This is a genomic window from Marinobacter sp. AC-23 (assembly GCF_001858325.1).
GTDB lineage: Bacteria > Pseudomonadota > Gammaproteobacteria > Pseudomonadales > Oleiphilaceae > Marinobacter.
The window spans coordinates 1-24134 of the sequence record NZ_MBPP01000026.1; the positions used below are offsets into that span (position 1 = coordinate 1).

At 54.1% G+C, this 24134-nt stretch carries 29 protein-coding genes and 2 pseudogenes; 21 read left to right on the forward strand and 10 right to left on the reverse strand.

Annotation, left to right across the window (positions count from 1 at the left end):
* Together BCA33_RS09815 and BCA33_RS09820 are read right to left on the reverse strand one after the other, a co-directional pair.
* A pseudogene (locus tag BCA33_RS09815) lies at nucleotides 1–230 on the reverse strand (IS21 family transposase); the annotation flags it as partial.
* A gap of 114 nt (nucleotides 231–344) precedes the next feature.
* Nucleotides 345–770 carry a helix-turn-helix domain-containing protein gene (locus BCA33_RS09820; RefSeq protein ID WP_071265410.1) on the reverse strand — a complete coding sequence of 142 codons (426 nt, stop codon included), beginning with the start codon at nucleotides 768–770 and terminating at the stop codon, nucleotides 345–347.
* Nucleotides 771–952: 182 nt separating this feature from the next.
* On the opposite strand from BCA33_RS09820, the gene BCA33_RS09825 reads away from it, so the two are divergent.
* The 4 genes from BCA33_RS09825 to lspA all read left to right on the forward strand — a co-directional run bounded on the left by BCA33_RS09825 (nucleotide 953) and on the right by lspA (nucleotide 3713).
* On the forward strand, nucleotides 953–1420 hold the full coding sequence (locus BCA33_RS09825; RefSeq protein ID WP_217632652.1) for an SCO family protein: 468 nt from the start codon (nucleotides 953–955) through the stop codon (nucleotides 1418–1420).
* Nucleotides 1417–1572 carry a hypothetical protein gene (locus BCA33_RS20240; RefSeq protein ID WP_175469754.1) on the forward strand — a complete coding sequence of 52 codons (156 nt, stop codon included), beginning with the start codon at nucleotides 1417–1419 and terminating at the stop codon, nucleotides 1570–1572. Before BCA33_RS09825 ends, BCA33_RS20240 begins: the two co-directional genes overlap by 4 nt.
* A gap of 179 nt (nucleotides 1573–1751) precedes the next feature.
* The gene (locus BCA33_RS09830) at nucleotides 1752–2921 is read left to right on the forward strand and encodes a M23 family metallopeptidase (protein ID WP_139172971.1); all 1170 of its coding nucleotides are present in this window, start codon (nucleotides 1752–1754) and stop codon (nucleotides 2919–2921) included.
* 315 nt (nucleotides 2922–3236) lie between these two features.
* Nucleotides 3237–3713, forward strand: coding sequence for a signal peptidase II (gene lspA, locus BCA33_RS09835; RefSeq protein ID WP_071265416.1), 477 nt, complete (start codon nucleotides 3237–3239; stop codon nucleotides 3711–3713).
* Between the two features lie 160 nt (nucleotides 3714–3873).
* On the opposite strand, the gene BCA33_RS09840 is transcribed toward lspA, so the two are convergent.
* The 3 genes from BCA33_RS09840 to BCA33_RS22560 all read right to left on the reverse strand — a co-directional run bounded on the left by BCA33_RS09840 (nucleotide 3874) and on the right by BCA33_RS22560 (nucleotide 6839).
* Entirely contained in the window at nucleotides 3874–4170 is a 297-nt protein-coding gene (locus tag BCA33_RS09840; RefSeq protein WP_254774318.1) for a zf-TFIIB domain-containing protein, read from the reverse strand.
* Between the two features lie 13 nt (nucleotides 4171–4183).
* Nucleotides 4184–6484, reverse strand: coding sequence for a cation-translocating P-type ATPase (locus BCA33_RS09845; RefSeq protein WP_217632653.1), 2301 nt, complete (start codon nucleotides 6482–6484; stop codon nucleotides 4184–4186).
* Nucleotides 6485–6713: 229 nt separating this feature from the next.
* Nucleotides 6714–6839 (reverse strand): hypothetical protein, encoded by a 126-nt coding sequence (locus BCA33_RS22560; RefSeq protein WP_302848222.1) that lies wholly within the window; start codon nucleotides 6837–6839, stop codon nucleotides 6714–6716.
* A 94-nt stretch (nucleotides 6840–6933) separates the two neighbouring features.
* On the opposite strand from BCA33_RS22560, the gene BCA33_RS09850 reads away from it, so the two are divergent.
* From BCA33_RS09850 to BCA33_RS09880, 7 genes are all read left to right on the forward strand, one after another.
* A complete protein-coding gene (locus tag BCA33_RS09850; RefSeq protein WP_071265419.1) occupies nucleotides 6934–7527 on the forward strand; it encodes a cation transporter in 594 nt (197 codons plus the stop codon).
* 176 nt (nucleotides 7528–7703) lie between these two features.
* Entirely contained in the window at nucleotides 7704–8618 is a 915-nt protein-coding gene (locus BCA33_RS09855) for a cation diffusion facilitator family transporter (protein WP_071265421.1), read from the forward strand.
* 415 nt (nucleotides 8619–9033) lie between these two features.
* Complete coding sequence (locus tag BCA33_RS09860) at nucleotides 9034–9684, forward strand: thioredoxin domain-containing protein (RefSeq protein ID WP_071265423.1); 651 nt, start codon at nucleotides 9034–9036, stop codon at nucleotides 9682–9684.
* Nucleotides 9685–9709: 25 nt separating this feature from the next.
* Nucleotides 9710–10552 (forward strand): cytochrome c oxidase assembly protein, encoded by an 843-nt coding sequence (locus tag BCA33_RS09865; RefSeq protein WP_071265425.1) that lies wholly within the window; start codon nucleotides 9710–9712, stop codon nucleotides 10550–10552.
* Nucleotides 10549–11169 carry an SCO family protein gene (locus BCA33_RS09870; protein ID WP_071265428.1) on the forward strand — a complete coding sequence of 207 codons (621 nt, stop codon included), beginning with the start codon at nucleotides 10549–10551 and terminating at the stop codon, nucleotides 11167–11169. Before BCA33_RS09865 ends, BCA33_RS09870 begins: the two co-directional genes overlap by 4 nt.
* 804 nt (nucleotides 11170–11973) lie before the next feature.
* The gene (locus BCA33_RS09875; protein WP_071265430.1) at nucleotides 11974–12378 is read left to right on the forward strand and encodes a hypothetical protein; all 405 of its coding nucleotides are present in this window, start codon (nucleotides 11974–11976) and stop codon (nucleotides 12376–12378) included.
* 55 nt (nucleotides 12379–12433) lie between these two features.
* Nucleotides 12434–12664, forward strand: a complete 231-nt coding sequence (locus tag BCA33_RS09880) for a hypothetical protein (RefSeq protein WP_254774319.1) — start codon at nucleotides 12434–12436, stop codon at nucleotides 12662–12664.
* Nucleotides 12665–12677: 13 nt separating this feature from the next.
* Here the strand turns inward: BCA33_RS09880 and BCA33_RS09885 are convergent, their stop codons facing one another.
* The 3 genes from BCA33_RS09885 to BCA33_RS09895 form a co-directional block, all read right to left on the reverse strand.
* Nucleotides 12678–12992: an antitoxin Xre/MbcA/ParS toxin-binding domain-containing protein gene (locus BCA33_RS09885; RefSeq protein ID WP_071265432.1), complete on the reverse strand. Its 315-nt coding sequence runs from the start codon at nucleotides 12990–12992 to the stop codon at nucleotides 12678–12680.
* Nucleotides 12993–13250: 258 nt separating this feature from the next.
* Nucleotides 13251–14651: a DEAD/DEAH box helicase gene (locus BCA33_RS09890; protein WP_083394710.1), complete on the reverse strand. Its 1401-nt coding sequence runs from the start codon at nucleotides 14649–14651 to the stop codon at nucleotides 13251–13253.
* On the reverse strand, nucleotides 14648–15199 hold the full coding sequence (locus BCA33_RS09895; protein ID WP_071265436.1) for a hypothetical protein: 552 nt from the start codon (nucleotides 15197–15199) through the stop codon (nucleotides 14648–14650). Before BCA33_RS09895 ends, BCA33_RS09890 begins: the two co-directional genes overlap by 4 nt.
* Before the next feature lie 115 nt (nucleotides 15200–15314).
* Between BCA33_RS09895 and BCA33_RS09900 the strand changes: the two genes are divergently transcribed.
* Entirely contained in the window at nucleotides 15315–15539 is a 225-nt protein-coding gene (locus BCA33_RS09900) for a helix-turn-helix domain-containing protein (RefSeq protein ID WP_071265438.1), read from the forward strand.
* A gap of 10 nt (nucleotides 15540–15549) precedes the next feature.
* On the opposite strand, the gene BCA33_RS09905 is transcribed toward BCA33_RS09900, so the two are convergent.
* Entirely contained in the window at nucleotides 15550–15738 is a 189-nt protein-coding gene (locus BCA33_RS09905; protein ID WP_139172973.1) for a hypothetical protein, read from the reverse strand.
* Nucleotides 15739–16339: 601 nt separating this feature from the next.
* Between BCA33_RS09905 and glyA the strand changes: the two are divergent.
* The 8 genes and pseudogenes from glyA (at nucleotide 16340) to BCA33_RS09945 (ending at nucleotide 22867) form a co-directional block, all read left to right on the forward strand.
* Nucleotides 16340–17592: pseudogene (gene glyA / locus BCA33_RS09910) on the forward strand (serine hydroxymethyltransferase).
* A 24-nt stretch (nucleotides 17593–17616) separates the two neighbouring features.
* Complete coding sequence (nrdR, locus tag BCA33_RS09915) at nucleotides 17617–18135, forward strand: transcriptional regulator NrdR (RefSeq protein ID WP_071265442.1); 519 nt, start codon at nucleotides 17617–17619, stop codon at nucleotides 18133–18135.
* Complete coding sequence (ribD, locus tag BCA33_RS09920) at nucleotides 18132–19247, forward strand: bifunctional diaminohydroxyphosphoribosylaminopyrimidine deaminase/5-amino-6-(5-phosphoribosylamino)uracil reductase RibD (RefSeq protein ID WP_071265444.1); 1116 nt, start codon at nucleotides 18132–18134, stop codon at nucleotides 19245–19247. The genes nrdR and ribD overlap by 4 nt, the downstream gene beginning before the upstream one ends.
* Before the next feature lie 77 nt (nucleotides 19248–19324).
* Complete coding sequence (gene ribBA / locus BCA33_RS09925) at nucleotides 19325–20440, forward strand: bifunctional 3,4-dihydroxy-2-butanone-4-phosphate synthase/GTP cyclohydrolase II (RefSeq protein WP_071265446.1); 1116 nt, start codon at nucleotides 19325–19327, stop codon at nucleotides 20438–20440.
* A 47-nt stretch (nucleotides 20441–20487) separates the two neighbouring features.
* A complete protein-coding gene (ribE, locus tag BCA33_RS09930) occupies nucleotides 20488–20964 on the forward strand; it encodes a 6,7-dimethyl-8-ribityllumazine synthase (RefSeq protein WP_071265448.1) in 477 nt (158 codons plus the stop codon).
* Entirely contained in the window at nucleotides 20964–21440 is a 477-nt protein-coding gene (nusB, locus tag BCA33_RS09935; protein WP_071265450.1) for a transcription antitermination factor NusB, read from the forward strand. The genes ribE and nusB overlap by 1 nt, the downstream gene beginning before the upstream one ends.
* 3 nt (nucleotides 21441–21443) lie before the next feature.
* Nucleotides 21444–22400, forward strand: a complete 957-nt coding sequence (thiL, locus tag BCA33_RS09940; protein WP_071265452.1) for a thiamine-phosphate kinase — start codon at nucleotides 21444–21446, stop codon at nucleotides 22398–22400.
* Nucleotides 22397–22867, forward strand: coding sequence for a phosphatidylglycerophosphatase A (locus BCA33_RS09945; RefSeq protein WP_071265454.1), 471 nt, complete (start codon nucleotides 22397–22399; stop codon nucleotides 22865–22867). The genes thiL and BCA33_RS09945 overlap by 4 nt, the downstream gene beginning before the upstream one ends.
* A gap of 98 nt (nucleotides 22868–22965) precedes the next feature.
* On the opposite strand, the gene BCA33_RS09950 is transcribed toward BCA33_RS09945, so the two are convergent.
* Complete coding sequence (locus BCA33_RS09950) at nucleotides 22966–23169, reverse strand: DUF6316 family protein (protein ID WP_071265456.1); 204 nt, start codon at nucleotides 23167–23169, stop codon at nucleotides 22966–22968.
* 248 nt (nucleotides 23170–23417) lie between these two features.
* Between BCA33_RS09950 and BCA33_RS09955 the strand changes: the two genes are divergently transcribed.
* Complete coding sequence (locus BCA33_RS09955) at nucleotides 23418–24131, forward strand: DUF2057 family protein (RefSeq protein WP_083394711.1); 714 nt, start codon at nucleotides 23418–23420, stop codon at nucleotides 24129–24131.
* The last annotated feature ends 3 nt before the right edge of the window (nucleotides 24132–24134 follow it).

Genomic DNA, 24134 nt, shown 5'->3' on the forward strand with positions numbered 1-24134 from the left:
TGCAAGTAATCAAGCAGGGTTGTTCCGGTCAAATCAGGCTTGGCTTCTAGCAAAGGGAGCAGCTCTGTATCCCACACCGCTTCCAGCGGATCCTCCCGGGTGCGCCACTGCCGCTCGGTGTTAATGCGGGGCTTTTGTGTTGAGGTCTCGATACGTCGTCCGGATCGAACGGAAATACCCGCCTTGGCGGCAGCCACTTCCTGGCTTGCGCCATTTTGTCGGTGCTGCATGAACAGCTCCTCTTGTCGGTTGGTTATGTGTTGGCCTGGCACCCTTTGCTCCACCATGGAAAACAAGGGGCCAATTGTTACACCCAACCGGCCAAGATAGTTGTCGTTAACCGGTCATCCTAATTGTCGCCGAACAGTCAGACATGCGGAATGGTCACGCAAAACTTCCAAAACTTTGCATTCGACAACGCTGTCGCCCTGACAATCGGCGACCATGCGTTTCAGTTCTTTCTTGAGCGCTTGCAGACGCTTGATGCGCTGTTCGACCTGACGAAGTTGCCGCCGTGCGATAGAATCTGCTTCCGCACAGGATTGAGACGGGTTGTCCGATAGGTCCAAAAGCTCCCGGATCGAGTCGAGCGAGAAGCCGAGCTGGCGCGAGTGACGGATGAAGGCGAGACGGTGAAGATCCTTCTCGACGTATCGGCGCTGGCCGCCCGCCGTCCGTCTGGCCTCGTTCATCAATCCGATTTCTTCGTAATAGCGGATCGTCTGAACCTTGGTTCCGGTTCTCCGCGAGAGTGTTCCAATTGAGAGCATGTGCGCACCTTATACCTACAGTGACTATAGCTTACAGGGTAGCTAGCTCCCTTAAAAAGTTAAAGGTTTCATATTGGCGTGACATCTAATCACTCTGAAAAGTAATTTTATGCTTGAACCTCCATCTGCTGTAGCTTGTATCCTGCACATAGATGAACTGTATTAAGTGGGCGGTGCAAGCAATGAAGAAAGTCCGGATAACTCTTCGCTCGGCGGTGGTTGTCACTTCTGTGGTCTCAGCCACGCTCTGGGTGACTGAACGCAATCAGGAACCAATCGCCACCCTTCTTGCACCGGAGGCCGAGCGTTTTACCGTAGATTTCGACACTCAAGGTGCCGCCGTCCAGCCGTTTTTTATCAAGGTCGGCCTCGAACGGGATACGCCGGCCGTTCTGGCCGATTACGTTCCGCAATTTGGTTCTGGAATCCTTCGGCTGAGCGGCTCGCCGAAACAGATTGAGCGCACTGCCAAGACCTTCAGGATCTACTACCAGAAAATCGAACAAGTCATGGCACCTGAGAGTTACTCCGTCGGCCACACGTCGTCTTTCCTCCTGTTCAATCCGCAGCGCGACTTTGTCCAGATCTGCGAATACGCTCAGGATCCCGCACTGCTTGTAGCTGATCTTCACGAGAGGATCGGCGCATGACTGCAAGCCTTCGTGCAGTCATTTCCGGTATGGTCTCAATTCACGAGACCAAGAAAAATCCGGCTGACGACACGCCCGCCTTCGAACCCGGCGGCTATCTTGCGATGCTGATGCAGTTGCAATCACCGCTCGTCGAGGGGGCGGAATCTTGAGATTGAGACATGTTATTTTAGGAACGACGGTGGCTGCGGCGGCAATAGGCATGATAGCGAGCAAAGCCTTGGTCGCAACTACCCCGCCCGAGAACATCGTTTCCCAGACTCCAATGGCTCCCGCCAGTCCACCCGACCCTCATGGTGGACCCAGCGTCATCGTCACGTCCGGCGATACAATGTCAAACACGGTTCAGTTGGCATTTCAGCCACCGCTGCTTCCCGCAATCGCACGTGCCAAACCGGATGATTTGACGACGCTGGTTCGGGCGCTTGCCATGCCACCCTGGGAAGCGACGGTCGAGACCGGTGACACGCTGGACGTACTTCTCTCCCGTGCTGGAATGGATGCACCGATACGGACCTCAGTCGCGCTCGCGTTTGCGGTCGAATACGACCTGCGCCGCCTTCGGCCGGGCCACCGGCTCAGCGTCGGGTATCACACGGACGGCACGCCAGCCATCGTAACATTGGCCGTTGATAACGGCGTCCGGATCGAAGTCTCTCTGGACAGCCCGATCGTCAGTCGGACGGTAACGCCGACCGCTTCCACGGTCGAGCGTGCCGCCCAGTTGCAGGTGAACGGGTCGATCTATGCTTCGCTCGACCGGGCAGGCATCCCGACCCGTTTCGCCGTCGATCTCGCACAAACCCTGGGGGACACGGTCGATTTTCGCCGGGATCTCCAGGGTGGCGAAAGCCTGAACATCCTCTGGGGCCAGATGGTCCTTCCGGAAGGTTCAGAGGTCGGCCAGCCGCTGATGTCCTATGCGGCGCTCGATCTGGGAGACGATCAATTCGAGATCGTGTGGTCGGACGAAGATAGCGGGCGTATGACGGTCTATCTGAACGGAGAAATCCTGCGGACAGTCGCGCCGCCGGTGGAAGGCGCGCGACTATCGTCTGTCTTCGGTCCGCGCAAGCATCCGATCTACGGCAATATTCGAATGCACACGGGGATCGACTACGCCGCTGCTAAGGGGGCACCGATTGCAGCGACCGCGCCGGGACGGATTTCCTTCATCGGATGGCGAAGCGGCTATGGGCGGGTAGTCGAGATTACGCACGGTTCCGACACCATGACCCGGTATGCCCACCTAAGTGGCGTACCAGAGGAGCTGGCCATCGGGAACCGCGTTCTCGCGGGCGAGGTGATCGGCCAGGTCGGTGAGACGGGCACGGCAACTGCCCCCAACCTTCACTACGAAGTGCGCATGGACGGCCGGCCTATCGACCCGCTTGGAGAGGAGTTGCTAGTCTCGGCAGACAGTCTCGATACCGGCGACACCACAGCAATCCTCGAAGCGACACGAACGCGCTTTGCAATAGCACTCACCGAAGGCACATGAACAATATAAAAGAAAGACCGATGACCTACAGTCTCCAGATCCTTGCCGCTGCGACATTCATATCTGCTGCCGACGCCTCTGATGTCCTGCTGGCATTATCCGATGGATCTACCGAAATCTTCTCGTCCTATACGGCGAGTTGAAGTGAATCAGGTCGCAATACTTTCACCTGTCGCACAGGGATTCCTGATAAGCCTCGTCGCCAGGGCAACGTCTGTGCTTTTCGGTCGGGCCCCCTCACGCAAGTGGCGCGACATCTCCGTTGGCTTTGCTGCCGGGGTCATACTGTTCCTCGATGTCTGATTAGGTAAATCCATGAAAAGTTATACTTTGGGATTTTGTGCATCCATCGCTGCGCTCGCCGCCGACCAGGCATCGAAAGTGTACGTGCTCGCCAACGCGGACACGCTTGCCGCAGGCATCCCTGTCTTTCCAGGCTTCAATCTGATCTTTCACCGCAACTACGGCGTGACCTTCGGGTTCTTTCAGAACGTACCTTGGTGGGGGCTGACATTGGTCGCTGCCGTCGTCGTACTGTTTCTGGCCGTCTCGTTAATCCGCGCGACGCGAATATCCGAGACGGTTGCCTACGGCATGGTGATCGGTGGCGCTCTGGGGAATATCGTTGATCGTATTCGCTTCGGCGGCGTCACCGATTTTCTGGACTTTTACCTCGGCTCGGCGCACTGGCCAGCGTTCAATCTTGCGGATGTTGTAGTGGTTTGCGGCGTCGGAGTTTTGCTGATCGTCGCAGGACGTGAGAAGACCGTTTCATCTGAAATCTCAAAATAAACTGTAACTTTATCATCGACCGGCATCACCGCTCCTGCGTTTGAAAAATCTCAGGAATTGCCCGCGCTTTGTGTGCATTTTTTGGAGCTCTGCCAGCTCTATCGCTGCCAGGGGTTTTGCCGATCGCGTTTGGCGGGCTGTACTTCCTATATACCTTGGCTCAATCAAAAAGCTCATGGAGCCAGGATTTTCTGCGGTCAGTGTGCCCACGATCATCATCAGCACGGAAGTCCTGATTTTGCGGAATTGACGATTTAGTGGCGGTGCGCTTAATGATCTTGTCCAGTTCGCCTCGGTCCAACCAAACGCCTCTGCATTGCGGGCAGAAGTCGATTTCGATTCCTTGACGATCCGACATGCCGAGTGGCACCTGGCAATGCGGGCATAACATAGCTTTGTTACCTGTTTGCAATTTCTTCTTCGGTTCGTGATTTGACTCTTTAAGTTCAATGCCCACCTGCCAAAGCCCCCTAAGCCGCCTTTTCCTTCGCTTTCCTTCCTTCCGACGGGTCGAGCCAATCCTTTTTGGGACGGAGCAGTCTCAGCGCGTTGGCGACCACCAGCAATGACACGCCGACATCCGCAGCGATGGCACCCCACATCGTGGCCATGCCGAAGGCCGTCAGCCCAACGAACAGCGCCTTGGTTGCCAGTGCAATACCGATATTCTGATGGATGATGCTCATAGTCCGACGTGAATGACCGATCAGCCACGGCACCTTGCCAATATCGTCCGCCATCAGCGCGATGTCGGCGGTTTCAATGGCGGCATCCGATCCGACCGCGCCCATGGCGATGGCGAAATGCGCCCGTGCCATGGCCGGAGCGTCGTTCACGCCGTCGCCGATCATTGCCACGACATTGTAACTGGCAATCAGCTCCTCGATCGCCGTCACCTTGTCCTCAGGTAGCAAATCCGCACGAACCTCGTCGATACCGACCTCTGCCGCCACGGCACGCGCTGTGCGCTCGTTGTCGCCGGTCAGCATGATAATCTTTTTCACGCCCTGGGCATGTAGGCGTGCCACGACCGCCTTGGCATCCGGGCGGATGCGGTCACGCAGTTCGATCAAGCCCAGCAAACGATCCCCGGAGCCAACGGCCACAAGCGTACTGCCAGCCCCCTCGATCCGCTCCAGAAATTCGCGGGGGATGGCATCGCCGAGCCCTTTTTCGGTGGCAAAACGATCCGAACCAAGCCACACAGACTGGCCATCCCAAGATCCTTCGACGCCCCGGCCTGGCACCGTCTTGGTGTCCGTCGCTGCCGATTGTTTTAACCCGTCGCGTTCACCGCGCGCAAGAATGGCGCGCGCCAGAGGATGCGAAGAGCGCGCTTCCAACGCGACAGCAGCGCTCAGAAGGTCGCGCTCGGCCGTGCCGCCCAAGGGATGCAGACCCGCGACCTCCGGCTCGCCCATCGTGATCGTTCCGGTCTTGTCCATTGCCAGTGCCGTCAGTCGCGACGGAGCTTCGACATAGGCACCGCCCTTGATCAGCACTCCGTTGCGTGCCGAAGCCGCGAGGGAGGCGACGATGGAAACAGGCGTAGAGATGACCAATGCGCAAGGGCAAGCGATCACCAGAAGCACCAGAGCGTTGTAGAGCCAGTAATTCCACGCGCCCGCGAACAGCAGCGGCGGAACGACGGCGATTAGAACCGCCAGTATCATGACGATCGGCGTGTAGATACGGGCGAATTTCGTGACCCACTGTTCAACCTCGGCGCGCCGCGAATGCGCATCGCCAACCATGCGGATGATCTTCGACAAAACGGTGTCGCCAGCGGCCTTGGTGGCTCTTACCGTCAACGTTCCATCGCCGTTAATTGTGCCAGCATAGATCTCGTCCCCGGTTTCCTTGGCGACCAGCGCGCTTTCTCCGGTGATCGGAGCTTGGTCCACATCGCCGCGACCTTCGGTCACTTCGCCATCAAGTGGGATCCGATCCCCGCCCCGCACCACGAAACGATCTCCAACCGCAACCTCGGCCGCAGGGATATCAACTTCTGATCCGTCCTCACGAATGACGCGCGCCGTAGGTGGGGCTAGGTCGAGCAATGCCGAGACCGCATTGCGGGCGCGTCCGACGCTCCAAGATTCCAAAGTCAAAGACAGCGCGAAGAAGAAGGCAACTGTTGCCGCTTCGAAAAACTCACCCAGTCCGATTGCCCCAGCCACGGCAACGATCATCAGCAGGTTCATGTCCGGCGACAACCTACGCGCGGCCGACCAAGCCTTGGGCGCGACCAACCAAGCTCCGAACACGACCGCCAGCATGAACAGCCCCATTTCGACCAGGGACATCGACGTCTCGCCATGACCAGAGAACAGCCGCAGCGCGCCTCCCGCTCCGGTCTCGACGATATGGTAGAGGAATCCCGCAGCCCAGAAACCGCCGCTTACTCCGGTGAAGAGACGTTGTCGTGCGAAATGGGCCGCTTGGTCTTCTTCAGCGCTCTCAGCATCCCACGCCTTCGCGCTCATACCCGTCGACCCGACGACTTTGATGATTTTGTCGTCGCTGGGCTGTGTAGCACTTTCGAGGATGGTCATTCGACCGTTCAACACGTCAAAAGCCAGATGTTCGCTACCCCCAACTTCCGGCCCGACGACCTTGTTCAGAATCGCAACCTCTTCGGCACAGTCCAGTCCATTAACGCGGAAGCTTCGTCCGGCGGGCGAAGAAGGCGCTGCCACTCGCGAGTCGGTATCTGCCCGCTGGCCGCAGCAGGATTTGGAATCGACATCATGGGTTGCATTATGTGACATAGCGAACTCCGTTCATTGGATCAATTTCCATTCTATAAGCTTCAGCAACTAGAGGTTCAAGAACTTTTTTGCCACAACTCAGCAACCATGAGAGAAGAAAACAGCTTGAATCAAAAAATTAGTCTTGCTGACGCCTTCTTTAATCATGCAAAAAAGCTCTCACGACAAAGTGCGCATCCAGTCGCCCAGATATTGAGCAACACAACTTTGTCACGAAAAACTGCCAGCGTTAAAGATTTACATTTTTCGTGTCGATATCATTCAGATTCAGGTTAGCAGGAGCCAAGCAAACACCTTCGTCACTGCAGGCCTGCACTCGCAACGTAATGTCGAGCTTGCCTGCTTCTTTCAACATGGCTCTATGCTCTTTGCCAGGAAGAAACCGGATACGACCGGACAAGATAGTTGACGCCAAACAATCTGGAGTTTATCCAAAAGAGGGTCGTACGATGGATGACTGTTGTAACAACAAGGGCAACGAACTCGCTCTATTGCGCGAACGGCAGGGCCGCGTGCTCTATATCGTTCTTGCAATCAATACTGCGATGTTCATCGTCGAATTTACGGCTGGCTGGGTCGTTAACTCAACCGCGCTTCTTGGTGACTCGCTGGACATGTTTGGCGACTCCCTTGTGTATGCCATCTCAATTTTTGTGTTGCACCGGGGTGTTCCTGCCCGAACAGGGGCTGCCCTTTTCAAGAGCGGATTCCTGCTGCTATTCAGTCTGCTGATCATCGCCGAGGCAGTATGCAAAAGCATCATCGGCGTGGTGCCCGACACTGGATGGATGGGCTTGATTGGCGGTATTGCGCTAATCGCTAACCTTAGCTGCCTGGTGCCGCTATACAGTCACCGTAGCGACGACATCAACATGAGTTCCACCTGGCTATGTTCGCGCAATGATGTCATTGCCAACCTCAGTGTGCTCGCCGCCGCAGGATTGGTAATGCTCACTGAATCGCTATGGCCGGATTTGGTCGTCGGTGTGAGTCTGGCGTTTTTGTACCTGCACTCCTCGGTAAAGGTTGCGAAAGATACCTGACCTCAGTGGCGCGGTCACAATGCGCCGTCAGGCGCCGATTGCAGAATCAAGACCACGCCGGATACCACGGGCACCCGGAACAACGGTGGCTGCAAGAGGGTTGAACCCCAAGCTAAGAATGGCTAGCAGTCTTTCGGACTAACAGACAAGACAGACATACACTACGAGGATAACTTATGGGACATCATCATGATCACCCCCACATGGATCCAGACTCTGGCGACCGCCGTGTCACTATTGCCATTTGGGCCAATGGGCTATTGACTGTCGCACAGATCGTCGGAGGTATTTTATCAGGAAGCCTCGCGCTGATCGCGGATGCGCTGCATAGTTTTTCTGACATGGCTCCGCTTATTATTGCCTTTGCTGCCCGCAAGATTGCAAGGCGACCAGCAGATGAGCACATGACGTTTGGCTATGGCCGTATCGAGATTGTGGCGGCACTTATCAACTACACCACGCTCATTCTTGTCGGCTTCTATCTGATTTATGAAGGCGCCATGCGCATGATCGAACCGCCGGAGGTTCAGGGTTGGATGGTCGTGATCATTGGCGCCGCCGCCCTTGCTATCGATGCACTAACTGCATTGCTCACCTGGTCGATGCAAAAGAACAGCGTCAATATCCGCGCTCTCTTTCTACACAACCTGTCTGATGCGCTTGCGTCCTTCGCGGTGATCGTTGGCGGTTCACTGATCCTGATGTACGACCTACGCTGGGTAGACCCCGCAATTACAATAGGCATTGCACTGTATATTCTTTACTTAGCCTTCACGGAGATCGGTGGCCCGATCCGAACGCTGATGCTCGGCTTTCCCCCTGATATCGATGGTCATTCAGTTATTGAGACGATATGTGGCATCGAAGAAGTCCAGGACGTTCATCATATTCACGTATGGCAAATGCAAGAACACGCTATCGCGCTTGACTGCCATGTGGTTATAACGGAAAAAGGCTGGCAGCAACTTGAGACTAACAAGGCACATATAAAAGAGCAGCTAAAAGCACGCTTTAATATCGCCCACTCCAGCTTGGAGTTTGAGCATGTTGATTACGTGCATAAGGATGCCAATCGTTATGGGCATGAGTAACGAGCCTAGTTCGTAACCAACCGCAAGGAGATCTGATGTGGCTGATGACTCGCATCACGTGAAAGTTTTGTGTTTAATGGCCAAAGTCACCATGCCACAAGACCTGCAGGGAAGAGATACTCTTGCGAGACACGATTGAACGCTACCAGGTCTGGGCCTACCTCTCGGCTGTGGCCCTCGGTCTGTTCATTGGCTGGTCAGCCTTGGCACACGGTATTCTTTCTTGGTTCTGCCACTGGCACGGTCGCTGCCCGAAGTCTGAAACGCGGCTGTCATTGTCATTGTGGTGCAGTCACTGATAGAGCTGTTTGAAATGATGTTCTACCTCAAACAGGTGCCCAGTAAATTATTGCCAATTCGTTCAACCATTTAATGCTCAAAACACAGATACACATAAAACCTTTGGAGATCTCACATGCAAAACCGCACGCTCGCTCTGGGCCTCATTGCTTTAAGCCTGATTCCATTAAGCGCGGCCTTTATGTTCTATGAGCGCCCCCAGGATGCGAGGGATACCACCACTCAGAACGCCAAGACCGATAAGACTCCTCTGGTGAGAGACTATTCGCCGGTTATTGGCCCGGAAAACGCCCCGGTCACGATCGTTGAATTCTTTGATCCCTCCTGCGAGGGCTGTAGGGCCATGCACCCCTATGTGAAGGAGATTCTCGCCGAATACCCTGATAATGTGCGCCTAGTATTGCGCTACGTGCTGTTTCATGGCGGTTCGGAAGAAGCCGTGAGAATACTTGAGGCTGCACGTATACAGAATGTTTACGAACCCGTACTTGATGCCGTCATGGAATCACAACCCCAATGGCATGATGACCCGGAAGTAAAAGCAGCCTGGACAGCAGCGGAATCCGCTGGGCTGGACCTGGAAGCCGCTCGCAACCAGCTCAACTCTCCAGACATTGATGAGACCATCAAGCAGGATATGAACGATGTTCAGAGCATCAAAATAAAGGGGACACCAACGTTCTATGTGAATGGCCAGGAACTGAGCAAGCTGGGACCACAGGAACTGTACGACCTGGTGAAATCAGAAGTTGAAGCGCTAAACTAAACAACACCACTTATCCTGTAATGCCATGTCACTGCTAGATTACCTTTTACCCTACGATTTCTCGCCACTGACCGTGCTGAGCTATATGCTCGTGCTCGGATTCTACGGCGTCGGTCTTCTGCGAATGCCCGATGAAGATCGCCCCGGTGGCCTCAGAATTTTCGCCTTCGTTCTAGGCGTGATGATCTGTTATGGCGTCATGCAAACCCGCTTCGACTACTACGCTCAGTACATGTTCTTCGTCCATCGCGGCCAGCACCTGATTCTTCATCATATCGGCCCGATCCTGATCGCCCTTTCGAACCCCTTGCCGATCATGCGGTTTTGGTACGCCAAAATGAGCCCCGGCCTGAAGAACGCTCTCAGGCCAGTGGGATGGATGTATCAAGTGCTTCAATACCCCTTGATCGCTCTGATCCTGTTTGTGGGCCTAATCTATTTCTGGCTCTGGCCGTCGATCCATTTCGACGCCATGCTCAGCCGGGACCTGTACTGGATCATGAACTGGAGCATGCTGCTGGATGGCCTGCTCTTCTGGTGGCTGGTTTTTGATCCCCGCCCACCCGCGATCACCTCATCACTGGGTTATGGCAGGCGCATGCTGGTTCTGGCTGCGGCAGGCGTACTCCAGATGTTTCTGGGCGCATGGATCGTGTTTTCCAGAGACATGGTCTACGACGTTTATGAAGTCTGTGGCCGCGCCTGGCCCATTGACCCTGACGTCGACCAGCTACTAGGCGGCATGCTGACCTACATACCGCCGGCCATGATGAGCGTCCTCGGCATTCTGCTTATCCTCCGGCGCGCCATGCACCAGGACGGGAAATACCCTAAACCTTCCAGACAATCCAAGGAAACCACCCAATGAGTTTTGGTTTTAGCAAAAAACAGGCCTCCAGGCCTTTGGCAATTTTCACGATCATGCTGGCTGCGTTTCTGGCTGGTTGCTCTGACAACCAGATTAGCTACAACGGCAAAGATCTCAGCGGCCTGATGCCAGAGCTTGAATTCAACCTGATCAACAGCGACGGTGACCAGGTAACGGCAGAGGATTACAGCGGCAAAGTGAGAATGATGTTTTTTGGCTTTACCTCTTGCCCGGACATTTGCCCGACCGCTATGCAGACATTGAGCCGGGCAAAAAGTGGCCTGCCACCTGAACTTCAGGACGACGTGTTGATGTTATTTGTGAGCGTTGACCCTGAACGGGATACGCCTGAGCGTCTGGATAAATACGTCAGTTTTTTCGGTGAGAATATTGTCGGCCTGACAGGAACGGAACCACAGCTTCGCGAGCTGGCCAAACGCTACCGGACGACTTTTGGTTATGGCGAACCGAACGAAAAGGGCAACTACGACGTTTCCCACAGCAGCGCGGTTTATATATTTGACCGTCAGGGACAGGCCCGGCTGCTGATCAGACCAGACCAGGGGGCAGAGAAGATTAGCCAGGATCTCATCGCTCTCGCTCAGGGGAACTCCTGAAATCATTCTGGAGATTCGGCGTACCAATTTGTTTAGCTACTGTCAGGTTGAAGCCAAGAGCCGTGAAGGCGGAGATAACGTTTTTGAAGTGCTGGGCACACAAATGTTTAATAGCACTAAGCATAAGAAACAGACCCTCCGATTTGCGAGAAAACCGTTGGTTACCGATTGCCGGTCCTCCCAGAGGAATTAAACTACTGGATCAAGCTATCAAATAACTGAGGATAAGTTCACGTTGATGGGGCAGAGTGCCCCATCATCTATCGAATCCGTACACTGCACATTCCGACAAGTCACGGGCAGAGAACTCTTACTGACAGTGCAACAGAGGTAAGGAAGTTTGCACTAAAGCCTAAAAAGTGTTGCTTTTACTATACGAGTGAGCAGAACGATCTTTAATCGAAATGCGTTGCATCATACTTGTTGCCCACTTCACGTCTGAGATCGTTGGTACTAATGACTCGCTCACTCACGCGGCAATGATTTTCGTATAATTCAGCGTCATATAATCCAGTCTTAACCGGAGCAAAGGCGCAAAAGGGCCGGATGAGTGGCTGCCACCCGCTGGCCAATGCGGTTATGTGGCGAGATTCGTCCGGATTATAAAGCTCTACGGCCTGAAGCCAGCACTGAATGAGTCGTCTTGGTATAGGTCTTTTCTGGCAGATTGTCGCCAAAAGCGGGTAAGCCGAGGATAAAGTTTCTCCAGTTGCTATTGGCAGCTATGAATGCAGCCACTGTCCACCAAGGCTTTTCAAAGAGTACGATGAGTTAAGACAGCTCAAATAATGGACCGGAGCGGCAATGAATCCATCGATTAAAATCACCAATAGCCACGGCAAGGCTGGCCTACAGTGGCTTGTTGATCAGGCCGAGCGTTGGCACCTTTCTGATGATGAACTGGCAAGTCTTCTCGGAGTGACGGAGACGGCACTGAAGAATTGGCTAGCAGCAGTTCGAAGCACCGGTGACCAAAGTCCGGAGTTTCCTGAGTCGGTGATCGAGCGGATGGGCCTGCTTTTGGGGCTGCACAAAGCTCTGGTCTGTCTGACGCCAGCTGGCCACCAAGATTTGGCTGATGAATGGTTCAAGAAGCCTATACACTTGTGGGGGCTCAACGGAAATTCGATTCGCTCGCATATCCTGGATGAGCCAAGCGCTGAGAAACTGACTGAACTGGTGAGCCAGATTCGATCCGGGGCAGCGTGAATCAAAGCCAGCCTTGTCATTTGGGATATATGGAGCGTATCGCTATGAACAAAAAATGCCCAACCGAGACAGAGTTGCTAGACGGCTAGATGCCCATACGGCTCATGCGGATGAGGTAGCTCAACCCCTGCCGCAGGAGTTAACACCTCTGGAGCGTCTTAAAGGCTCTGTGAAACGCTATGATCGACCAACTGATCCGGTTTGGGATGAATTCTTTGATTCTGAGGAAGGCGTTAGTGAGGACTTTATGGAAGATCGTGACCAGCCCCTTAAAGATCAGGAATAGTGCGAGACTGCTCTCAACTGAAATCTCCATGCTCAATTTTACTAAGCGCCGAGCATATCCGGCGACAGCCTTCTTGCGTGCCTAATAGGTCGCAAGGGCGTTCATCATCGAGAGCTGAAACCCTGCCTTGAAGCCACTCCAATGCTTGCTCCCGCGACTCCCAAACCCGGACCGCCTGAGCGATGACATCGAGAGCGTACCGGGTGATGGCATGCTCAGTGCCAATCATTGGTGCCTGCTCCCATCCCTGAAATGCTTCGGACGCCGGAGTATTCGGGGCACACTGAGCTATTAACTCGTCCAGGTTATAGCGTTTTCTCACTGTCATGGGTTTACCGTCGATATCCTTTACGTCCCCGAATAATCACCACATCGAACAGCATTGGCGTTTCCAACGGGCGGGCGTGAAAGGTTGCGAACATAGTTACTTGAGATGGGCGGGATTGTCCAGTTGTGTGACATGCGACGAAGCCAGGCCTCTCCCTGGCAGTCACACCACTATGCAGGTGTCGCGCTCGCCTGGCATACTGGTCTAGATGCTCCTGAGCAGGTTAAGTTTTTTGCCCAAAACATACTGAGTAAAGGGTCACACCACCTGACCCTCGAATAAAGACAGAATCTCGTTCCAATAATGATTGCTGATTGTGAGGGTCGTCGATTCACTAGGTGGGGCGATACCTTTGTCAGCACCCCATGTGCCGCCGATATCGAGTTTAATGTCACTCTCCGAAGTATCGGTGTTATGGGGGAGGGCAGTCCGTCCGTTGAGGCCATCGAAGTTGTGTTTTAGAGGTTTTGGTGAGAATGAAACCACTGTTTGTTCCGGAAGGTCTTCACCAATTCTGTGGGCGAATTCAGTAAGATTCTGTTCTGCAAGGACGTAAAGCCAGCCACCGATGTGAGACGGTTCTCCGGCTTGGAGCCGAAGGATTCTTCCGAGAACCTGCCTAAAATGAAGTTCTGTCCGGATTCTGCTGAGGTGGCAGCATACTTGCAGTCTCGGGATGTCTGTTCCTTCAGTAATCATCCCCACTGAAATGATCCAGCGATCCCCGGATGCCCTGAAATTGTCTATTGTTTGGTGTGCGTTTGGTGCTCGGCAACTTACAACGACAGACCGTTCACCCAGGCCGGCGAGTCTGGACGCAATATGCTCGGCATGTGCGACTGTCGCTGCGACAACTAAACCACCCGCATTGGGGGTGTGCTGTCGAATCTCTGATAGTTTTTTTGATGCTTCCGAAAGCGTATGGTCGATTACCTCATCTCGGAAAAGAAACTCAGGATAAGAAATGTGACCATGCTTAATGCTATCGCGGATACTGGAGTAGGTTTGAACGCCGTGCTCCGACGAACTTAAGTGAATCTCGCGGTTATCGGTAAGCACAATTCTAGGTTCCCGGCATACCCCATCTGAGACCGCCCGACGTAAACCGTATTCATAATCACAATGCAACTCGCCATCAGGTTGGGTATATCGTGCCAGAGCGATAGGAGTGTCGTCTGTCCTCCACGGCGTTCCAGTTAATGCAATAGTGTAGGATGCTCTCCCCTGAATTCTATCTAAAATGGTTCTCCCCCAGCTGTTGCCAACGAGGAAATCATCCGAGCCAGCTCCGGAACAATGATGAATTTCGTCCAATACTACGAGTACGCGATGGTCGCGCAATACCTGCCAAAGCTCCTTGGGTAGCGTGCTCATTGACTGATAGGTATACGATCCACCAGCCGCACCAATTCGTCCGCTAAAGCTTCTTTCGAGAATCTGGCTAAAAGTGGTGGCGACGCTTTGCGCTACCGCTCGTGAGGGTGAAAAACAAACAACAAAATCGATCTTTTTTCGGTCAAAGAGAGCCTTGGCGACAGATGCAACCATGACGGTTTTGCCTGCCGCTGGCGTTGCGTGACATAGAAAGTGAGATTGATTTTCGAATAATGACAAGGCCTGAGTGATGCACTCGCTCTGCCAAACGCGCAGCTGCATCATGAGGGGGTACCAATTTTGGAGATCACGGTCTCGACTGCGCGCAGTTGGCCAAGGAGTTTCGTACTTCTCTCTCTAGAGTCTAGGTATTGCTCCTTCACGGCACTGCGAAGCGTTGGGTACTTGTTATATAGCCGCTGGTATTCTTCCGCCTCCCCAATGCTGGCCACAAGCTCTACCTTCCTTTGATAGAGTTCCTCTTGCAGAGCTCGCTGGGTATCGATATCCATTGTCGGCTCAACATTAGGGCCACTGTTTTCAAAGGGCGAGGGCTTAGCTTCGGGTGTGACAACTGAGCGCTCAGGGCAGAAGATGAATTGACATCCACGGCCGCGGGATCCGCCGTGTCGTTCAACCAGTCCCGCTGACTCAAGTCGCAATAGCTCTTTATAGATGTATTTTCGGAGCTGATTGCGTTCTGGTCGCTGCCCCTCAGGAACTCGAGGGATGTAGAGATCCCGGATGTCTGTAGTAGAGAAAGGTGTATCTGACTGCTCCTGTAACAGCTCGATCAGTGTCTTATCAACTTTCAGTGATTGCGACTTGTCCATCCGAAGGCCCAGTTGGTCTTTAGGTCGATTTGGTCGACTCCAAAAAATGGGTAGTATATGCCGTGGCCTCATATGCCTCAAGAAACCATAGTCTTGCCTTTTGTGAGGGCAAGAAATGGGTTCACCGGTTTGCGAAGCGTTTGGTCGAAATTTGCGAGCGATCCGAAAGTCAAAAGGGTTCTCGCAGGAGCGCTTGGCGTACGATGCGGGAATAGACAGAAGTTATGTCGGCAAGATTGAGAGAGGGGCGGTCAACATTACGCTCGAAAAAATTTACGTGTTCGCTGAGCTACTTGAATGCTCGCCTAAAGATCTGATTCCAGACGTTAATCAGCTTTAGACGCTGTTCTTTAGTATGGTGATTCAGGTGCCTGAGTGTTGAGTTGGTTGCGTTTATGCCGAAGAAGGGCTGGCGCGATCTGCTCCAAGTCATTGAGTTGCTCCCAGCCCAGTAATGTAGGTTGTTTTTGTCCTTTTTCCTTTAGTTGGTTCGCCGTCCGTTTGCCATCTTCAGCTTGGTCCAGCTCGTAGCGTTTCACGAACACTATTCGTATGGCTGTTTAAGTGATGCGCTAGTCCGGCTGCCCAAGCATAAGGCCACTTTGTCCTGCGAGTTGTTGCCTTCGAGCTCGAAGTTGACTTATAGGGTGTGATTTCTGGAGGGCGTGAAAAAAGTTAAGTTTTGAGCCTAAATTCGATCCAGAATTGTTGAAACATAACAATGTCGGTCGATTTTACGTGATTTTCAGTGCGGTGGGAATGTTTGCTAGGTCTAGAGCGGTTGCTACCAATCGGTTCGCCAGTCTATCTATAAAACGTAACTAAAAACTAATGGGGTAGATAGTCTCACTGGGCCATAAAGACATTACCCTCTTTAAAACGAGATGTGATCGGGTTTCGGAGGCGGATCTAGCTATTGCCTCGTCGAACGTTGTAATTGGGTTTGTAAGGTATCTAAACCCGGAAGCTATAGCAATTTCAGGAAAACAGTCGATATCGGTATGACGGTATCTGCGAACCCTATAAAGGGTGATTTTTAACCCGATAATAGGCTAGAATAGCGGCCCAATTTTTAAGGGATCCCGGGGGCTGAGTTTCAAGGCTTTCCGGGCCAGCCAAGCACACAGGGGCAGCACGCCGATGTTTAATCGTGATATGAAAATCGCCGGTTTTGACGACGAACTCTGGAACGCCATGCAGGCGGAAAGCAAGCGTCAGGAGGCTCATATTGAGCTGATTGCATCTGAGAACTATACCAGCCTCGGGTTATGGAAGCTCAGGGCACGGATCTAACCAACAAATACGCTGAAGGCTATCCCGGCAAGCGTTACTACGGTGGTTGCGAGTTTGTGGATGTCGCCGAGCAATTGGCTATCGATCGTGCCAAAGAGCTGTTCGGTGCTGCCTATGCCAACGTGCAGCCGCACTCTGGCTCCCAGGCTAACGCGGCCGTGTTCATGGCATTGGTTAAGCCGGGTGATACGGTTCTGGGCATGAGCCTGGCCCACGGTGGTCACTTAACCCACGGCGCGAGCGTAAGCTTTTCCGGGAAAATGTATAACGCGGTGCAGTACGGTATTAACACCGACACCGGCCTGATTGATTACGACGAGTTGGAAGCCCTGGCGGTTGAGCACAAGCCGAAGATGATCATTGCCGGTTTCTCTGCTTATTCACAGGAGCTGGACTTTGCCCGCTTCCGCGCCATTGCAGACAAGGTGGGTGCCTACCTTTTTGTAGACATGGCCCACGTGGCCGGCTTGGTTGCTGCGGGCGTGTACCCCGACCCGATGCCCCATGCCCACGTGGTAACCACCACCACGCATAAGACATTGCGCGGCCCCCGTGGCGGCCTGATTCTGGCTTGCGACGATGAAGCACTGCACAAGAAGTTGAACTCTGCGGTATTCCCAGGCAGCCAGGGCGGCCCATTGATGCACGTGATTGCCGCTAAGGCGATCTGCTTCAAAGAGGCCATGAGTGATGAGTTTAAAACCTACCAGAAGCAGGTGGTTAAGAACGCGTCGGCCATGGCTGATGTGTTTGTCACTCGCGGCTACGATGTAATATCCGGCGGCACAAAAAACCACTTGTTCCTGGTTAGCCTGATTAAACAGGACATCACCGGTAAAGATGCCGATGCGGCTCTGGGCCGTGCGCACATTACCGTGAACAAGAACGCCGTGCCTAACGATCCGCGCTCGCCGTTTGTAACCTCTGGCCTGCGTCTTGGCACGCCTGCTGTTACCACCCGCGGTTTTGGCGAGGTTGAATGCCGTGAACTGGCAGGATGGATTTGCGACATTCTTGATAACCTAAACGACGAAGCCGTTAATGGTCGTGTTCGCGGGCAGGTTGAAGCCTTGTGTGCACGTTTCCCTGTATACAGCTAAGCGTCCTCTTCGGAGTTCCTGATTATGCATTGCCCTTTCTGTGGTGAAGCGGATACCAAAGTTATTGACTCGCGTCTTGTGACCGAGGGCGATCAGGTGCGTCGCCGCAGAGAGTGCCTTTCATGCCGTGAGCGCTTTACCACCTTTGAGTCCGCCGAGTTGGTGATGCCTCGAGTGGTGAAACAGGACGGTGTTCGGCAGCCTTTTGACGAAGAAAAGCTGCGATCGGGGATTATGAAGGCGCTGGAAAAGCGCCCGGTGAGCATTGAGGAAATCGATGCCGCGCTAAATCGTATCCGATATCGCCTGCGGGCAACCGGTGAACGTGAGGTTAAATCCATGCAGCTGGGCGAAGAGGTGATGACCGAGCTTCGTCAGCTGGATAAGGTTGCCTACGTTCGGTTTGCCTCCGTTTATCGCAGCTTTCAGGACATCAACGAATTCAAGGAAGAAATCGAGCGGCTCTCGGCAACGAATGGAGACGTGGCAGCTGATGTAGCGAAGGCACTGGCGGACAATCACTCTCCCAAAGGAAGAAAATGACCGAATTCCGGGAGCGTTCAATGATGGCCCGAGCCGTGCAGCTGGCATGGCGAGGCCGCTACTCCACTCATCCGAATCCCCGGGTTGGTTGTGTGATCGCCCGTGGTGACACAATTCTGGGCGAAGGTTGGCATGAGCGGGCTGGAGAAGGTCATGCGGAAACCCATGCGCTTAGCCAGGCTGGTCCGGCTGCTCGAGGTGCTACCGCGTATGTCACGCTCGAGCCGTGCAGCCACTTTGGTCGCACGCCGCCGTGTGCCCGGGCTTTGATTGATGCGGGTGTATCGAGAGTTTTTGCCGCCACTCAAGATCCGAATCCGTCGGTCTCCGGAAGGGGGCTGGATATGCTTCGTGAAGCCGGCATAAGGGTTAATGTAGGGCTGCTTGCAGATGAAGCGGCACGCCTGAACCCCGGGTTTATGAAACGCATGAATACCGGCCGCCCTTGGGTTAGGCTCAAAATGGCCTCCAGCTTGGATGGTCGCACCGCGATGGCCTCCGGTGAAAGTCAGTGGATTACCGGAGATGAGGCGCGCAGAGATGTTCAGCGGCTCAGAGCCGTAAGTGATGCCATTCTTACCGGCGTGGGAACCGTGCTTGCAGACGATCCCTCATTAACTGTTCGTCGTGAAGAGCTTGGTGATATCGGCGATGCCACCGAACCTTCCCGGCAGCCGTTGCGTGTAATTGCTGATAGGGACGCCAGAACACCTCCCTCTGCAACCATTCTGCGTGGTGGCAAGGTGCAAGTGTTCTGTGCTTCGTCCACGCTTGCGACCGCGCCTGCACAGGATCTTGCCGCTCTGGGCATCCGCCTGAAAGGCGTGGCGTGGAAAGATAACGGTATTGATGTGGCTGAGCTTTTGGATTCGCTTGGCGAGCTGGGTATTAATGAGTTGCTGGTTGAAGCCGGGCCAACCCTGGCAGGAACCTTTATCAGCGAACAGCTAGTAGACGAGCTCTGGCTGTACCAGGCCCCGGTTTTCCTGGGCAGTACTGGCCGACCAACAGCGCACCTTCCGCTGGAGACCATGGCCGATAAAATCGAATGGACCGTACAAGACCGGCGACAGGTAGGAGAAGACCAGCGTCTGATCCTGGTTCGCCGCTAAAGCGTTTAAATTCACAATGCGCTCCATAGCTTCTTCTGATAAGTGGCAATGAGTGCATTGAAAGGGTGCAAAACAGTATGGCACTGAACAGTGTTGAAGAAATCATTGAGGACATCCGCCAGGGCAAGATGGTTATCCTGATGGATGATGAAGATCGGGAGAACGAAGGCGACCTGGTGATGGCTGCCGAGCACTGCTCTGCAGAAGACATCAACTTTATGGCGCGCTTTGGTCGCGGCCTTATCTGCATGCCCATGACCCGTGATCGTTGCTCACAGCTAGGGTTGCCGTTGATGGTTCAACAGAACGCCTCGGGCTTTGGCACCAAGTTTACGCTGTCCATCGAGGCGGCTACGGGCGTGACCACTGGCATTTCAGCGGCGGATCGTGCCCGCACCGTGCAAGCAGCGGTGGCCCGTAACGCCAAGGCATCAGATTTGGTTCAGCCTGGGCATATCTTCCCTTTGATGTCTGATCCGGGCGGTGTGCTTAGCCGCGCAGGCCACACAGAAGCGTCGTGTGATCTTGCGTCACTGGCGGGCTGCGAGCCTGCTGGCGTTATCTGTGAAGTGATGAACGATGATGGCTCCATGGCGCGGCGGGAAGATCTTGAGCGTTTTGCTGAAGAGCACAACCTTAAAATAGGCACCATTGCTGACCTGATTCACTATCGCACTACACATGAGCGCACCGTTGAGTGTGTTGAAGAGAATCAGCTAGATACCGAATACGGCGTGTTCAAGTTACGCACCTACAGGGACATAATTCAGGGTTCTACGCACCTGGCCATGGTGTTTGGTGAGATTGCGGTGGATGAGCCGGTGCACGTTCGCGTTCACATTACCGATACACTTAGGGACCTGCTTGGAGCGCGCCGCAAGGACTCCCGCAGCTGGCCATTGCACCACGCGCTTGAAAAAGTTGCCGCGGAAGGCAGTGGTGTCGTGGTTTTGTTGAACAGCGCGGAGGACAGCTACGACCTGGAAGATCGTATTCAAGAATTTTTCGATCAGGGCCAAGGGCCAGCTGGAAAGGGCAGCTCCGGTGTTTATTTTACCGTGGGCACCGGTTCCCAGATTCTGCGGGATCTAGGCGTAAGTAAGATGCGACTGCTTAGCCCGCCCGTAAAATACTCGGCCATCTCTGGATTTGATCTGGAAGTGGTTGAGTACATTCCCTACACCCCAGAATGATAAACCTGGCTATAGCACTGCGGCTGTAGCCTGTGAAGGAGCCACCGATGGCGGATATCAAAGTAATTGAAGGTGATTTCACCAAGTGCACCGGGCGCTACGCGCTGGTGGTTGGTCGTTTTAACGGTTTTGTTGTAGAAAGTTTGGTAGACGGTGCCATCGATACCCTGCGTCGTCATGGTATTGCCGACAGCGACATCACAATTGTTCGCGTGCCTGGCGCCTATGAAATGCCTCTGGCAGTAAAGCGTGTGGCAGAAACTGGTGACTACAGCGCCATTATCGCTCTGGGCGCTGTTATTCGTGGCGGCACGCCACATTTTGAGTATGTGGCGGGTGAAGCCTCCAGCGGCATTGGCGCTGTAAGCCTGGAGACAGACGTGCCGGTGACCTTTGGTGTATTGACTGTAGACTCTATCGAACAGGCCATTGAGCGCTCGGGCACCAAGGCCGGTAACAAAGGCGCCGAGGCGGCTATCACAGCGCTGGAAATGGTTAGCCTGTTCAACAAGCTGGGTGAGTAATGAGCGACACTGAAGATACGACATCCCGTCCGGCGCCGTCAGGCCAGCCAAAAGCTGGCGATCGCCGCCGTGCCCGGGTTCTGGCAATGCAGGGGCTTTACCAGCGCCACTTTACCAAGAGCCCGATTTCGGATATTGAAGCCGAGTTCATGGTCGATAACGACATGGCGAAGGTAGATACCCTGTACTTCCGTGACGTTCTGCGCGGTGTCCACCGCGAGCAGGCAGAGCTGGATAAGCTGATAGAGCCATATCTCGACCGCCCGCTGCATGAGGTAGACCCCGTGGAGTTGGCCATTGTTCGCGTTGGGGCTTATGAGCTGCGCCACCGAGTGGATGTGCCCTATAAAGTCGTCATCAATGAGGGCATCGAGCTGGCTAAGCGATTTGGCGGCACAGAAGGGCACAAGTTTGTGAACAGTGTGCTGGACAAGTTGGGCCGCCGTTTGCGCCTTGCAGAGACGCGTTCGCGCTGATCGATGGGTGAATTTGAGCTGATCCGGCAGTACTTCATGCCGCTAGCACGCCTGCACGGCTCCCATTCTGTGGTGGTGGGGCCGGGCGACGACTGTGCAGTCCAAAGAGTGCCTTCCGGTTCTGATCTGGTTTTTTCCATAGATACCTTGGTTGAAGGGGTGCACTTTCCCTTCAACTACCGTCCCGACTATCTTGCCTGGAGAGCGCTCGCGGTCGCAGCCAGCGACCTTGCAGCCATGGGCGCTGCTCCCTCCTGTTTTACCCTTGCGCTGACAATACCCGAGGCTAATGAGTCCTGGTTGCGTGACTTTGCTTTTGGGCTGGGTAAGGCTGCCAAATCGTTCGGGCTAACGCTTGCCGGCGGTGATACAACTTGTGGCCCCCTTACACTGAGCGTGCAGGTGCACGGTTTTGTAGAGCAGGGCAGTGCCATCTTTCGTTCCGGAGCCAGGCCTGGCGACCTGATTGTGGTATCCGGCCCTTTAGGGGACGCTGGCGCTGCTTTGGGCTACCTGGAGGCGCAGAATCCTACGCGAGATGAGCAGTCTGTGCTGGAGAGTTATCATCACCCCCAGCCAAGACTAGAGTTGGGCTTGGCTTTGAGGCATCTCGCGACGGCTGCCATTGATGTGTCCGACGGTTTGTTGGCGGATCTCAGTCATATTCTCGAAGCTTCCAATGTGGGCGCAAGTATTGAGCGTTCCCGCGTGCCCCTATCGTCGGCGCTCACTCGTTTGAAGGGTAGCGACGCCATAGATTATGCCCTACATTCTGGCGATGATTACGAACTGTGTGCGACCATTGCCGAAGCAAACTGGGCAAAAGCGCCACAGTCGCTGAAGCAGCAACTCACCGTTATCGGTGTGGTTGAGCCAGCACCCGGGCTGCGCCTCGACGGTACTGTTGTAGTGTCAGGCTCTGAAGCCACAGGTTTTGACCATTTCAGGAGAAAAGCATGAGCCAGGAAGATCAGTGGCCGGAGCCAGATTTACCTCAGGCAATCCTGCCGCCCGGATTTCTGAAGAACCCTGTGCACCTGTTGGCGTTCGGCTTTGGCAGTGGTGCAGCGCCACGGGCTCCTGGAACCTGGGGTAGTTTGGCGGCCATTCCTCTGTGGTATGGCTTTGCCTGGTTGCCGCCCGTTGCCTACTGGCTTGTTGTTACGCTGGCGTTCGTGGTGGGTATCTGGCTGTGCGGAAAAACGGCTGCCGACTTAAAAGTGCACGATCATGGCGGGATCGTGTGGGATGAGTTCGTAGGGATGTGGATTGCTCTGGGGCTGTTTCCGGATCAAATTTACGGTGTGTTGCTGGCATTTCTGCTCTTCAGGTTTTTTGATGTGGTAAAGCCCTGGCCCATAAACTGGCTGGATGAGCGGTTGCCCGGCGGCTTGGGAATCATGGTGGACGATGTGGTTGCCGCCTGATGGCTCTGCCGTGTTTGCTGGCGATTGATGTTTGGCTCATGCCGTACATTCTCTAGGGGGCAGAACCTTTCACGGATGCGCCTGGCTGCAACAGGCTTTTAATGTATCTGTTGTTCGTCTGGTAGCATCTTCACTACGTGCAGAAAGCGCTTTAGGCCAACTTCGGCTCGCTCCCGCGAAGCAAAGGGGCCGCTGTCGAAACCTTCACGGGTTGTGAAATACCATTCACTGCCAACACAAAAAAACCGACTGCTACGAAAGGGAATATGCCCTTCCTCTCCTAATCTGACATGAACATCCATGGTCGGCTCCTGTGCCCGTATTCTGTGTCTGTATTTCGAGCGATGTGTAATGGGTAAGGTTTGTTTAAAATTAATACAATTCTGGCCGAATTCAACATTTTTTAACAAATATGTGATGTGTACGCTGCCCGTCGCCACAGCGATCAGTTTTCGTATCCAGTTGCCCTCTTTGGCTGTGGTGTTCAGAATGCACCTTAGCAGGCCGCCCCTTTGCTTTTAGGCCTTCCCTTTACGCTAGAGGAGATAACATGAGTTCTATTCACGCTAAACGTGTAACCAAGTTTGAAATTGACCATTCTCGCAGGTGGTTGCAGACGGCTAGGGCTATGGCCTCGGCTGTGTTCCTGTTAGTTTTGGCTGGTTGCTCGTCGGCGATAACCAAGTTGGAAACCTGGGAGGGAAGTCCCGCCACTGCAGCGAATGCAGCAACGCTGAAAGCACCCGGTGTCATTCACGTGAGCCAGGTGAATGGGCGCTCGATGACCAACTACTTGATGGACGACCTGGCGCTGGATTATGCCTTGTTGCCGGGCGATAACCAGGTGGTATTCACGTACAAAACCATTTGGGCCAAATCTGGCGTTGTGGAGAATGGCGAATCGAAGGTTCACGTGATTGAAAGTGAGCCTCAGGTCGTGCGTTTTGATGCGAGCCCCAACGAGACATACCATTTCGAATTTGATAAGCCCGATTCCCGACAAAAGGCGGAGAAAATGATGCCGGAATTTTCTGCGGCGGTTGTGGGGGCAAATGGTCAGGCCCTGGCCCAGTCGTCGAACTGGTCGCCCGGCGACAGTGCTCTGGTAGCACGTACGCCTGCGCTTGATGAGCCAGGTGGCCAGGCTGCGAATGACGGAGCCGTTTCCGGATATAACACGGACTCGCTGAAGCAACTGAAGGCAGTTTGGGAAACCGCTACGGACGAAGAGAGAAAGGCGTTTTTACGCTGGGCGTTTGAGTAACCA